The sequence below is a fragment of the Streptococcus sp. sy018 genome (assembly GCF_007859185.1).
Classification (GTDB): Bacteria; Bacillota; Bacilli; order Lactobacillales; family Streptococcaceae; genus Streptococcus.
Genome location: NZ_VOHN01000001.1, coordinates 289,541 through 302,224 on the forward strand (window position 1 = coordinate 289,541; position 12,684 = coordinate 302,224).

11 protein-coding genes are annotated in these 12,684 nt (G+C 39.7%); 9 read left to right on the forward strand and 2 right to left on the reverse strand.

The features are described from left to right. Positions 1-7: 7 nt before the first annotated feature. Both gatD and murT read right to left on the reverse strand, forming a co-directional pair. A complete protein-coding gene (gene gatD / locus FRX52_RS01425; protein ID WP_146538234.1) occupies positions 8-796 on the reverse strand; it encodes a lipid II isoglutaminyl synthase subunit GatD in 789 nt (262 codons plus the stop codon). Continuing rightward, on the reverse strand, positions 797-2,140 hold the full coding sequence (gene murT / locus FRX52_RS01430; protein WP_146538235.1) for a lipid II isoglutaminyl synthase subunit MurT: 1,344 nt from the start codon (positions 2,138-2,140) through the stop codon (positions 797-799). Positions 2,141-2,245: 105 nt separating this feature from the next. Between murT and cdaA the strand changes: the two genes are divergently transcribed. The 9 genes from cdaA (at position 2,246) to FRX52_RS01475 (ending at position 12,598) form a co-directional block, all read left to right on the forward strand. Further along, positions 2,246-3,097, forward strand: a complete 852-nt coding sequence (gene cdaA, locus FRX52_RS01435) for a diadenylate cyclase CdaA (RefSeq protein ID WP_146538236.1) — start codon at positions 2,246-2,248, stop codon at positions 3,095-3,097. Then, positions 3,090-4,052, forward strand: a complete 963-nt coding sequence (locus FRX52_RS01440) for a YbbR-like domain-containing protein (RefSeq protein WP_146538237.1) — start codon at positions 3,090-3,092, stop codon at positions 4,050-4,052. The genes cdaA and FRX52_RS01440 overlap by 8 nt, the downstream gene beginning before the upstream one ends. Before the next feature lie 50 nt (positions 4,053-4,102). Continuing rightward, positions 4,103-5,452, forward strand: coding sequence for a phosphoglucosamine mutase (gene glmM, locus FRX52_RS01445; RefSeq protein ID WP_146538238.1), 1,350 nt, complete (start codon positions 4,103-4,105; stop codon positions 5,450-5,452). A gap of 527 nt (positions 5,453-5,979) precedes the next feature. Continuing rightward, positions 5,980-7,113, forward strand: a complete 1,134-nt coding sequence (hemW, locus tag FRX52_RS01450) for a radical SAM family heme chaperone HemW (protein ID WP_146495225.1) — start codon at positions 5,980-5,982, stop codon at positions 7,111-7,113. Between the two features lie 6 nt (positions 7,114-7,119). Further along, positions 7,120-7,854, forward strand: coding sequence for an acyl-ACP thioesterase domain-containing protein (locus FRX52_RS01455; protein WP_146538239.1), 735 nt, complete (start codon positions 7,120-7,122; stop codon positions 7,852-7,854). Next, a complete protein-coding gene (locus FRX52_RS01460) occupies positions 7,844-8,620 on the forward strand; it encodes a TIGR01457 family HAD-type hydrolase (RefSeq protein WP_146538240.1) in 777 nt (258 codons plus the stop codon). Before FRX52_RS01455 ends, FRX52_RS01460 begins: the two co-directional genes overlap by 11 nt. Continuing rightward, positions 8,607-9,227, forward strand: coding sequence for a TIGR01906 family membrane protein (locus tag FRX52_RS01465; RefSeq protein WP_261378942.1), 621 nt, complete (start codon positions 8,607-8,609; stop codon positions 9,225-9,227). Before FRX52_RS01460 ends, FRX52_RS01465 begins: the two co-directional genes overlap by 14 nt. A gap of 82 nt (positions 9,228-9,309) precedes the next feature. Then, positions 9,310-11,139, forward strand: coding sequence for a translation elongation factor 4 (lepA, locus tag FRX52_RS01470; protein WP_146538241.1), 1,830 nt, complete (start codon positions 9,310-9,312; stop codon positions 11,137-11,139). Positions 11,140-11,266: 127 nt separating this feature from the next. Then, positions 11,267-12,598, forward strand: a complete 1,332-nt coding sequence (locus FRX52_RS01475; RefSeq protein WP_146538242.1) for a glycosyltransferase family 4 protein — start codon at positions 11,267-11,269, stop codon at positions 12,596-12,598. Positions 12,599-12,684 lie beyond the last annotated feature (86 nt).

Below are 12,684 nucleotides of genomic sequence, written 5' to 3' on the forward strand. Positions count from 1 at the left end.
TTTTTGTCTAATCTTCAAAATCAGCTTTTTGTTTGACATCAGCGTATTCTTGAGCAACTTCATCTTTAAGAATGTCGTCATAAGATGGTAACTGAAGATCTTGACCATATTTATTACGCAGAGCAGTAGTGACTAGGCGATAGGCCAAGCGAGGATTACGAGCTAAGATTGGGCCGTGGAAGTAACTACCATAGACGTTTTTATAGTGAACGCCCTCAGTGCCGTCTTCCTTGTTGTTGCCACAGCCATAAACAACTTTACCTAGTGGTTTTTCATCATCAGAAAGAAAGGTTCGGCCTTGATGATTTTCAAAACCGTAGTAGGTTTCATTAAATTCTTCGTTATGAATTTTAATGTCACCGATAAAACGATTATTTTGCTGATTAAGGGTATAGTGCCCCATGACACCAATTCCTTCAATCCTAACCCCATTAGCTTGAATATAATACTGGCCGAGTAGTTGAAAACCACCACAGATAGCTAAAATGACCTTGTTGTTTTCAATAAACTGAGCAACATCATGACGTTTGCTTGGTAAATCTTTGGCAACAAGAGTTTGTTCATAGTCCTGTCCACCACCAAAAAAGGCAAGGTCATAGTGGTCTGGGTCAAAACGGTCATCAATAGAAACAATATCAACCGTTACTGAAGCCCCTAATTTTTCACCAACGTATTTCATCATCAAAACATTGCCATTGTCACCATAGGTATTCATGAGATTGCCATAAAGGTGGGCTAAATTGAGTTGGTAGGAGTAATCACGGTCTGTTGGTGATTGCAAAGAAGTATAAGTCATTTAGTTCCCCTCCTTTCTGATAGCATTTTTCTTGGTCAATAGCTCACGCAATTCTAACATGGCCGTATAAGTCGCAAGGATATAGGCATTTGGTGTTTCTTGTTGACTAATCAAGTTAACCAAGTCTTCTAGACTGTCTGTTGCTTGGATTTTTTCTGAATCATAGCCAGTGACACGTAAGCGACGAGCAATTTCTGCCTGACGAACCCCTCCTGCAAAGACTTGCGTGATGTTCATTTCGGTAATACTTTCAAAATCAGCATCCCAAATCCAGCTAGTGTCAATCCCATCAGCATAGTTGGCGTTTAATAGAACAGATAGCGTAAACGGATAAGGAGCTAGTTTAATCATTTCAAGAGCTTGACTGGCACCGACAGGATTTTTAATTAGGATAAGTGTACAATTGGTATTGCCAATCTTGAAGGTTTCTTGACGCCCAAAGACTGCCTTACTCTTTTCAAATCCAGCCTTGATTTTTTCAGGAGAAACTCCCAACTGTTCAGCAACAGCAACACTAGCTAGGGCATTATAGATATTGTAAAGCCCACCAACATTGATTTTATATTCTTGACCATCAATGATAAATTGTGACGACACATGAGTTAATTCTGTTAACTGGGTCAAGCGATAGTCAAGTTGTGGACGCTTGAAACCACAATTTTGACAGATATAATCCCCAAGATTAGCATAGGTATTGAGTTGATAAGTCAAAATCTGATGACAGTCTGGGCAGACAATTCCTTCGGTGTTGTAATGAGGGAGATGAGCAGCCGTCTTTTCAGTATCAAAACCATAATATTTGACAGGATTTGTCATGCTACTAGGGTGAAAGAGTGGGCTATCCCCATTAGCTAAAATGGTTGCTTCCGGTGCATTTTTTGCTCCGTCTAAGATAAAGCGATAGGTGGTATAAATTTCACCGTAACGATCCATCTGATCCTTAAAAATATTGGTGAAGACAAACAGACTTGGTTTGATATATTGAGTAATTTTAGGCAGACTAGCCTCATCAATTTCCAAGACGGCAATTTTTTTGCCAGAAGCACCTGTTTTTGCAGTCAAGAAAGTTGACGTAATCCCTGTAATCATGTTAGCCCCACTAGGATTGGTCAAGACTTGACCATAAGCCTCTTGTAAAATGCCAACAGTCAGAGCAGTCGTCAAGGTTTTACCATTTGAACCAGTGATGACGACGATTTCATAGTCTTTGGCTAAGTCATCCAAGAGATGCTTGTCAATCTTCAGAGCAATTTTACCTGGTAAAGTCGAACCACGACCGAGTTTATTAAGAATAAAATGGGCAGATTGCCCAGCTAATTTTGCAAAGGTTGATTTTATTGTCATGACATTATTTTATCACAAAATCTTGAATTAAGATAAGGAAAAACTCCATAGAAAATGATATAATAAGCATAATAGTATAGATTGAAAAGAGAAAGGAAGGGTTGCATGAATAGTATATTAGCACTAGATGCTAGATTCTGGGCTGATTTGGTTACTGATCCATGGACAATTTTAGTAAACTTATTTGATATTGTAATCGTAACCTGGCTGATTTATCGTTTTATCAAAAGCCTAGCTGGAACAAAATTGATGTCCTTGATTCAAGGAATTATTCTTTTTGTCATGTTACGTTTTGTCATTGAAATTATTGGGTTTCCCACACTAGCTTGGCTAATGAATCAGGTCTTAACCTATGGGGTTATTGCCCTTGTAATCATTTTTGCTCCAGAAATTCGAGCTGGATTAGAGCGTTTTGGACGAACAACCAATATCTTGATGAAACAAAAAGTAGATAATGATGAGGATCAAATGATTGAGGCTTTTGTGAAATCAGTGGCCTATCTGAGTCCACGTAAGATAGGTGCTTTAATCGCAGTTGAACAAACTCAAACTCTACAAGAATACATTGCCTCTGGTATTGCACTTAACGCTGAGATTTCCAGCCAGCTCTTAATCAATATTTTCATTCCGAATACTCCTTTACATGATGGAGCAGTAATCATTAGGGGAAAAGAGATTGTCACAGCCTGTTCTTACCTTCCTTTGTCAGAATCTATGGACATCTCAAAAACATTTGGAACGAGACATCGAGCGGCTATTGGGTTGTCAGAACTATCTGATGCCTTTACTATTGTTGTGTCTGAGGAAACGGGTGACATTTCAGTGACCCACATGAGTCAGTTTTACCATGATTTAACTCTGACACAGTTTGAAGATCTCTTACGAGAAACCTTTAAAACAGATAAGCCTAAAAAGATAAGTTGGTTGTCTCGTTTGTTAGGAGGTTCTCATGCTTAGACGATTTTTTCAAACCAAATTTAGTATGGTTCTGTTATCGCTAGTCTTGAGCTTCTTGCTCTTTTTAACAGCGACGTCGGTACGTTATAGCAATAAGGTCAATACAACCAAAGAATCAGCAGAAACCTATACTTATACCATTGAACATGTTCCTATTGATATTCAATATGACAATAGTAAGTACTTTATCGTGGGTTATTCTTATGATGCAGAAGTCTATTTAACAGCGACCAATCGTGTGAAATTGGATTCAGAAATCAACAGTGATACGAGGAAGTTTAAGGTGGTGGCTGATTTAACCAATGTTAAAGAAGGCACGAGTAAGGTGGAATTAAAAGTTAGAAATCTACCTAGTGGAATGACAGCAAAGGTCATACCAGCCAGCATGAGTGTCACCTTAGGATTGAAGAAAACCAAAACCTTCAATGTTGAAGTTGATATGGATAGCATAAATCTAGCTCAGGGTTATCGTCTGTTAGATGTTGATATAGCTGATAAAAAGGTAGAAGTGACTAGCGATGAAAATACAATCGATCAAGTCAGTCGAGTCATTGCTAAACTACCAGAAGATGTGACTCTATCAGAAAAATATAGCGGTGCAGTGACCTTGCAGGCAGTGGCAGCTGATGGCACGGTTTTACCAAGCATCATTGAGCCGTCAAAATCAAAATTGACCGTCAATGTAGAAGCTATCACAAAGACAGTACCAATCAAGGTTGAGTTATCTGGAAAAATGGAAGAAAGTCTATCCAATGTGCTTTATAAACTAACAGAGGAACAGGTAACCATTCAAGGTAGTCAAGAACAGTTGGATACGATTAACGAGATCACAACCAAGGTGGATATTACAGGTGTGAATAAAGAAGTTATTCAGATGACATCTTTACAAGTACCAGAAGGGATAACGGCATCTATTAGTCAAGTTGAAGTGAAGTTATCACCGGTCAAAAAATAAATTTAGTAAGATAGAAAGTTGAGGAAGTGCAAGTCGCACAGTAAACAATTATGGGTAAATATTTTGGAACAGACGGTGTTCGTGGTGAAGCAAATCTGGAGTTAACACCAGAGTTAGCTTTTAAGTTGGGACGTTTTGGCGGTTATATTTTAAGTCAACATGAAGTGAATCAACCACGTGTCTTTGTCGCACGAGATACACGCATTTCAGGTCAGATGTTAGAGTCGGCTTTGATTGCAGGGCTGTTATCAGTTGGTATTGAAGTGTATCAATTAGGCGTTTTAGCTACACCAGGCGTGTCTTATCTTGTACGCACTGAAAATGCAAGTGCAGGTGTCATGATTTCAGCCAGTCACAATCCAGCTAGGGATAATGGGATTAAGTTCTTTGGTAGTGATGGTTTCAAGCTCAATGATGACGTGGAACTTGAAATCGAAGCCCTCCTAGATGCCGAACAAGATGACTTGCCACGTCCAAGTGCCCAAGGTTTGGGTCGTTTGGTCGCTTATCCTGAAGGGATTCGTAAGTATGAAAAATTCCTAACTTCGACAGGGATTGCACTTGATGGTATGAAAGTGGTAATTGACGCTGCTAATGGTGCAGCAGTCGCTTCTGCTCGTAATGTCTTTTTGGATCTAGGAGCAGACCTTAGCATGATTGGTGAAACACCAAATGGTCTTAACATTAATGAACAGGTTGGCTCAACTCATCCAGAACAATTGCAAGAATTGGTACTTGCAGAGCAAGCAGCAGTTGGTCTAGCTTTTGATGGGGATAGTGACCGTTTGATTGCCGTTGATGAAAAAGGACAGTTGGTGGATGGTGATAAGATTATGTTTATCATCGGTAAGTACCTGTCTGAAAAAGGGCAACTGGCTAAAAATACCATTGTGACAACAGTTATGTCAAATTTAGGTTTCCACAAGGCCTTGGATAGTCAAGGTATCAACAAGGCTGTTACAGCAGTTGGTGATCGTTATGTCGTTGAAGAAATGCGTCGCTCTGGCTATAATTTTGGTGGCGAACAATCAGGTCATGTGATTATCATGGATTATAATACGACTGGCGATGGTCAACTGACAGCCATTCAACTAACCAAGATTATGAAAGAAACAGGTAAGTCCTTATCAGAGTTAGCAGCCGAGGTGACGATTTACCCACAAAAATTAGTCAACATTCCTGTTGATAATCAAATGAAGCACCGAGCAATGGAAGTGCCAGCTATTGCAGCCATTATTGAAAAAATGGAAACTGAGATGGCAGGTAACGGTCGCATTTTGGTACGTCCAAGTGGAACAGAGCCACTCTTGCGTGTCATGGCAGAAGCACCAACAGATGACGAAGTCAACTATTACGTGGATACCATTGCCCAAGTTGTTCAAGCTGAAATTGGAAAATAAGCATAGCCCGACTAGAGAAATCTAGTGGGCTATTTTTTGTTAGTCACTAGATAAAAGAGAGATTGAACCATCTTAAAAAGATAGGTGAGTAAACTGGTTACTGGCTAGAGTTTTTGATAAGAACTTGCTTACTCAGTAGGTGTGCTGAGGTCTGCCTTTTTTTGGCAGAGCAGCTCAAACAGTAATTCTTGAGTATTTCCAAAGGTTTTTTACTGTCTAAAAGTGTGACGGTGTTTGCCCAAAAAGGGCAGAGCAGTTCAAACAGTAATTTCCGAACAATTCTAAAGGTTTTTTGCTGTCTAAAAGTGTGATGGTGTTTGCCCAAAAAGGGCAGAGCAGTTCAAGCAGTAATTCCCGAACAATCCTAAAGTTTTTTAACTGTCTAGACTTGTGATTGGGATAAGGTCAATAGCACAAGTTTGTCAACTCAAGCTATTTTTGACAGTCTAGGAACTTAACTTAGGCAAAAAGGAGATTAACTCAAACAATTCCTTAGCATTTAGCTCTAAAAATGATAAAATAGAACTATGTTAAACAAACCAACATCAGCTTATGTCCATATTCCTTTTTGTACTCAGATTTGTTATTACTGTGATTTTTCTAAGGTATTTATCAAAAATCAGCCAGTTGATGACTACTTGGAAGCCTTGATGACTGAGTTTAGGACTTATGATATTCATGATTTAAGAACCCTTTATATCGGTGGGGGAACCCCAACAGCAATCTCTGCCGAACAATTAGACTATCTGTTGAGCAATTTAACCAAAGAGCTTAATCTTGACATGCTCGAAGAATTTACCATTGAAGCCAATCCTGGTGATTTGACACCTGACAAGATTGCAGTTATGCAAAATTCGGCAGTCAATCGAGTATCTCTTGGTGTTCAGACCTTTAATGACAAGCATTTGAAACAGATTGGTCGTAGTCATAACGAAGCTCAGATTTATAGCACCATTGACAGCCTTAAACAAGCTGGTTTTAATAACATTTCCATTGATTTAATCTATGCTCTGCCACGTCAGACCATGGAAGATGTCAAGGAAAATGTAAAAAAAGCCTTGGCCTTGGATATTCCTCATCTTAGTCTTTATAGTTTGATTTTAGAACATCACACGGTCTTTATGAACAAGATGCGTCGGGGCAAACTCAATCTCCCAACGGAAGATTTAGAAGCCGAGATGTTTGAATATATCATCGAGCAGTTAGAACTTAATGGTTTTGAGCATTATGAGATTTCTAACTTCACCAAGCCAGGTTTTGAGAGTCGTCATAATCTTGTTTATTGGGATAATGCTGAGTACTTTGCCTGTGGAGCGGGGGCGTCTGGCTACATCAATGGTATGCGTTATCGCAACCGCGGGCCAATTCAACACTATTTGAAGGCCATTCGTGAAGAAAAACATTCACGCCTGTCCGAAGAGTTTTTGACCAAAAATGAACAAATGGAAGAAGAATTTTTCCTTGGCTTGCGTAAAAAATCTGGTGTATCCATCAAGCGATTTGAGGAAAAGTTTGGCGTATCCTTTGACGCACAATATGGTCAGATTGTTGAAGAATTGCGAGCAGATGGTCTATTGTCAGCAGACAGAGAGTTTATCCGCATGACGAAAAAGGGTCTCTTTCTGGGAGATACTGTTGCTGAAAAATTTATTTTGGAGTAAGAAGATATGGGAAAACTATTTGAATATCAGTTGCAAGTGCCTTTTTATCAGATGGATTGTCATGGGAGAATGCGCCTAGCTCATCTGATTTCTTTAGCCTTGCAAGTATCTGCTCAACAATCAGAAGCACTGGGAATTAGCGACCAGTGGTTATTTCAAGAACATGGTCTAGTCTGGGTAGTGACAGCTTATGATGTGGTAATCAATCGTTTGCCGTCTTATCATGAACGGTTAAAGATAAAGACGGAGCCGACGGCTTATACAACCTATACTTGTTACCGTGATTTTCACATCTTATCAGAATCAGACGAGTTATTGGTCAGTATTCAGGCGACCTTTGTCTTGTTAAATTACCAAAGTCGCCGTCCTCATCGTGTGTCAGAGGACATCATCAGCCCGTTTGGCTCAGAAAAATGGCAAAAGCGTTTGCCAACCTATACCTATCCAGACTTAACCAAAGCTCATTCACGCTTGGTTCAAGTGGTGTATTCTGACTTGGACTTGAATGGGCATGTTAATAACACACGCTACTTGGATTGGTTCTATGATGAGCTGCCATTTGATTTTCTGACACATCATTACCCAAGTCGTATTCGTTTGAGTTATCTAAAGGAAATACAGGCACAGACAGAGCTAACCACTCACTATCAGCAAGATGGGCTAACCAGTCATCATGTCATCACCTCTCATCAAGGCACTCACGCCAAAGCAATCATAGAATGGAAAAAAGATGAACTATAAGGGTTATTTAATTGATTTAGATGGTACGATTTACACAGGCAATCAAGTGATTGAAGCCGGTCGTGACTTTGTCTATCGTTTACAAGAAAAACAACTACCGCATTTATTTTTAACTAATAACACCACACGAACTCCGAAGCAAGTCCAAGAATTGCTAAACAAGACCTTTGCGATTGACACGGATTTAGGTCAGATTTATACAGCAACCTTGGCGACAGTGGATTATATGGATGACCTTAATCTAGCTAAAACAGTCTATATCATTGGCGAAGACGGGCTAAAGTCTGCCATTTTTGAGGCAGGCTATCAAGAGGATAAGGACAATCCAGCCTATGTTGTGGTTGGGCTAGATCGTCAAGTCACCTATGACAAATTGGCTCTTGCCACCCTAGCCATTCAAAAAGGTGCTAGATTTATTGGAACCAATCCAGATCTTAATATCCCAACAGAACAAGGACTTTTACCAGGTGGTGGGTCATTGCTTGCCTTACTTGAAGCAGCAACAGGAGTTGTCCCAACGGTGATTGGAAAACCCAATGCTATTATTATGGAAAAAGCCTTGCAACGCTTAGGCACACCAAAAGAAGAAACGGTCATGGTGGGTGACAATTATTTGACGGATATTCGAGCAGGTTTGGATAATGGCTTTCCTACCCTTTTAGTGACGACAGGATTTACTAAGCCAGAAGAAGTGCCAAACCTACCACAAGCACCTAGCCATGTGGTTGCTAGTCTTTCAGAATGGTCTATTGATGATGACGAGTAAGTGGCGATTTTATCTGACCTTGCTATGTTTACTGGCAAGTCTTGTTCTAGCGACCATTTATTTGGCTTGGCTGGTATTTCCGTTAGAGATTGGTTGGCTAGATTTGCCTAAGCAAGTGTCGCTTAGTCCATCAGTAATTTTAAGTAATTTTAATCAACTGATGACCTATCTCACTCAATTTTGGTCGCCTAGGTTAAGCATGACGGATTTTCCATCGTCAGAAGCAGGCTTAAAGCATTTTGCAGATGTGAAAGGCTTGTTTTTACTAACTCAAGGCATTTTTTTGTTAACCCTTTGGCCAGCCATACGCTTTTTTGGGCAAGATTGGCGTCAAACCAGTTTTGAATCCTATCGTCTGACCATAAAAGGCTTGGCACTTTTGCCTTTGGGTATCGCAGTTGTTGTGATGTTAGTTGGGTTTGAAACCTTCTTTTATCTTTTCCATCAAATCTTTTTTGCAGGCAAGAGCAACTGGCTATTTAATCCTTTTACAGATCCAGTGATTCTAATTTTGCCAGAAACCTTTTTCTTACATTGTTTTGTCATTTTTTTCGTCTTGTATGAATTAGTCTTTTGGGGACTGTATTTTGGGGGGCGAAAAAGATAGACTTTACTGTGTAAAGGAGTGTCATTAGGTAACTTTTTTGATATAATAAAATGAATTGATAAGATATAGTAAAGGATAAGAAATGAATAGTAATGATTTGAAAAAACGGCAGGAAAAAATTCGTAATTTTTCCATCATTGCCCATATTGACCATGGGAAGTCAACCTTGGCTGACCGTATCTTAGAAAAAACAGAAACGGTATCAAGTCGTGAGATGCAAGATCAACTCCTTGATAGCATGGATTTGGAGCGTGAGCGTGGGATTACCATTAAACTCAATGCGATTGAGTTGAATTACACGGCTAAAGATGGCGAAACCTATATTTTCCACTTGATTGACACACCAGGTCACGTTGACTTTACCTATGAAGTATCACGCAGTTTGGCTGCCTGTGAGGGAGCAATTTTGGTTGTTGATGCGGCTCAAGGGATTGAAGCACAAACCTTGGCCAACGTTTACTTGGCCTTGGATAATGATTTGGAAATCTTGCCAGTTATCAATAAGATTGATTTGCCTGCCGCTGACCCTGAGCGTGTTCGAGCTGAGGTTGAAGATGTGATTGGTTTAGATGCCAGTGAAGCAGTTTTGGCGTCTGCCAAGGCAGGAATTGGGATTGAAGACATTTTAGAGCAGATTGTTGAAAAGGTACCAGCCCCAACTGGTGATGTGGAAGCTCCCCTGAAAGCCTTGATTTTTGACTCGGTTTATGACGCTTATCGTGGGGTTATTCTTCAAGTTCGTATCATGGATGGCATGGTCAAGCCAGGCGATAAGATTCAAATGATGTCTAATGGCAAGACCTTTGATGTGACTGAAGTTGGGATTTTTACTCCTAAGGCTATGGGACGTGATTTTCTGGCAACAGGAGATGTTGGTTACATTGCAGCGTCTATCAAGACAGTTGCTGATACTCGAGTGGGTGACACAGTTACCCTAGCCAACAATCCAGCCCAAGAAGCTCTTGCAGGCTACAAGCAGATGAATCCAATGGTGTTTGCAGGGATTTATCCAATCGAGTCTAATAAATACAATGATTTGCGAGAAGCCTTAGAAAAATTACAACTCAATGATGCCAGTCTGCAATTTGAACCAGAAACATCTCAAGCTCTTGGTTTTGGTTTCCGTTGTGGTTTCTTGGGCTTACTTCACATGGACGTTATTCAAGAGCGGTTGGAGCGTGAATTTAACATTGACTTAATCATGACTGCACCGTCAGTGGTTTATCATGTCAATACCACAGATGGTAATCAGCTTGAAGTATCCAACCCAAGTGAGTTTCCAGATCCAACCAAGGTTGATAGCATTGAAGAACCTTACGTTAAGGCACAAATTATGGTGCCACAGGAGTTTGTTGGTGCCGTTATGGAACTTGCTCAACGTAAACGTGGTGACTTTGTGACCATGGAATACATTGATGATAATCGTGTCAATGTCATTTATCAAATTCCACTGGCTGAGATTGTCTTTGATTTCTTTGATAAGCTCAAGTCATCAACGCGTGGCTATGCCAGCTTTGACTATGAAATCTCTGAATATCGTACCTCTCGCTTAGTTAAGATGGATATTCTCCTAAATGGTGATAAGGTTGATGCCCTTAGCTTTATTGTCCATCGTGATTTTGCCTACGAACGTGGTAAAATTATCGTTGAAAAACTGAAAAAAATCATCCCTCGTCAGCAATTTGAAGTACCAATTCAGGCAGCTATTGGTCATAAAATTGTGGCGAGAACAGACATTAAGGCCCTTCGCAAGAATGTCTTGGCTAAATGTTACGGCGGAGATGTTTCTCGTAAACGTAAACTTCTAGAAAAACAAAAAGCTGGTAAAAAACGCATGAAATCAATCGGTTCAGTAGAAGTCCCACAAGAAGCTTTCTTGAGTGTGCTTAGTATGGATGATGATAGTAAGTAAAACGCTTTAGACTAAGCTAATTTTGATATAACTTTTAACCCTCTTGACTTTGATTTGAGAGGGTTTTACTTGGCTTTTAATTTAAACTATTTTATGATAAGATAAACATAATGGAAAGGAGCGACAGATGAGAATTGGTTTATTTACGGACACTTATTTTCCACAGGTGTCGGGTGTTGCGACCAGTATTCAAACTTTGAAACAAGTTTTGGAAGAAGCAGGTCATCAGGTTTATATTTTTACCACAACAGATAAAAATTTAGGTTCGTATAATGACCCAACCATTATCCGTTTACCAAGCGTTCCTTTTATTTCATTTACCGATCGGCGAGTGGCTTATCGTGGGCTCTTGTCATCGTATAAGATTGCTAAAAAGTATCGACTTGATATTATCCATACACAGACTGAGTTTAATGTGGGTGTTTTAGGAAAAATATTGGGCAGAGCCTTAAAAATCCCTGTAGTCCATACCTACCATACCCAGTATGAAGATTATGTTAACTATATTGCTAAAGGGATGATTATCAGACCGAGCATGGTTAAGTATATTATGCGTGGCTATTTGAAGGATCTTGATGGTTTGATTTGTCCTAGTCGTATTGTGCTTAATCTGATGAACAATTATGAGATTAAGGTGCCAAAACGTATTATTCCGACAGGGATTTATCTAGAAAACTATCGTCGTGATGATATTTCTCCACAGATGATTGCTGATTTGAGAGCGGAGCTTAATCTAAGAGCCGATGAAAAGATGTTGCTTAGCCTATCAAGAGTGTCTTATGAGAAAAATATCCAAGCGATTTTATCAAGTCTGCCTGATGTACTTTCCCAAATTCAAACTGTTAAATTAGTCGTTGTGGGCGATGGACCTTATCTTGAAACGCTGAAAGCTCAGGCTAAGGAGCTAGGTATTACGGAGCATGTAGTCTTTACTGGCATGATATCTCATGAAAAAACGGCTCTTTATTATAAGGCTGCTGACTTTTTTATCAGTGCGTCAACCAGTGAAACCCAAGGACTGACCTATACAGAAAGTCTAGCCAGTGGGACGCCGATTATTGCCCAAACTAATCCCTACTTAGATGACTTGATTAGTGATTCAATGTTTGGTGTCTTGTATGCCGATCCAGACGACTTGGCAGGTGCTATTTTAGAGGCCTTATTGGTTAAACCAGAAAAGGATATGACCCAGTGGGATGAAAAACTCTATCAGATTTCAGCACAACATTTTGGTCAATCCGTCTATCAGTTCTATTTGGATGTCTTGATTTCTAAGTCGCAAAAAACAACTCCGATTTCATTGACCATTGAAAGCAGTCGAACAGAGAAGTCAGTAAAATTAGTTCGTTCAGCCATGAGCTTACCCAAGAAAGCGGTGAAGAAAACTGCTAGAACATCTGTTAAGGTTGTCAAAGTTCCAAGACACATGATTCGTTCAATCAAAGATTTTTTAGATTAGTTCTTGCCATTTTTTTGATTGGTGTGCTATAATGTAAGTGGAAACATGTTTCTTGTGTTAGGTTTCTAAGAGAGCGTCCGTTTGCT

Excerpts from the sequence above, each read along its gene's own strand:
- FRX52_RS01460 (WP_146538240.1), top strand. The coding sequence starts at position 7,844 with ATGAACTATAAGGGTTATTTAATTGATTTAGATGGTACGATTTACACA.
- FRX52_RS01475 (WP_146538242.1), top strand. The coding sequence starts at position 11,267 with ATGAGAATTGGTTTATTTACGGACACTTATTTTCCACAGGTGTCGGGT.
- FRX52_RS01455 (WP_146538239.1), top strand. The coding sequence starts at position 7,120 with ATGGGAAAACTATTTGAATATCAGTTGCAAGTGCCTTTTTATCAGATG.
- lepA (WP_146538241.1), top strand. The coding sequence starts at position 9,310 with ATGAATAGTAATGATTTGAAAAAACGGCAGGAAAAAATTCGTAATTTT.
- cdaA (WP_146538236.1), top strand. The coding sequence starts at position 2,246 with ATGAATAGTATATTAGCACTAGATGCTAGATTCTGGGCTGATTTGGTT.
- murT (WP_146538235.1), bottom strand. The coding sequence starts at position 2,140 with ATGACAATAAAATCAACCTTTGCAAAATTAGCTGGGCAATCTGCCCAT.
- hemW (WP_146495225.1), top strand. The coding sequence starts at position 5,980 with ATGTTAAACAAACCAACATCAGCTTATGTCCATATTCCTTTTTGTACT.
- FRX52_RS01465 (WP_261378942.1), top strand. The coding sequence starts at position 8,607 with ATGATGACGAGTAAGTGGCGATTTTATCTGACCTTGCTATGTTTACTG.
- gatD (WP_146538234.1), bottom strand. The coding sequence starts at position 796 with ATGACTTATACTTCTTTGCAATCACCAACAGACCGTGATTACTCCTAC.
- FRX52_RS01440 (WP_146538237.1), top strand. The coding sequence starts at position 3,090 with ATGCTTAGACGATTTTTTCAAACCAAATTTAGTATGGTTCTGTTATCG.
- glmM (WP_146538238.1), top strand. The coding sequence starts at position 4,103 with ATGGGTAAATATTTTGGAACAGACGGTGTTCGTGGTGAAGCAAATCTG.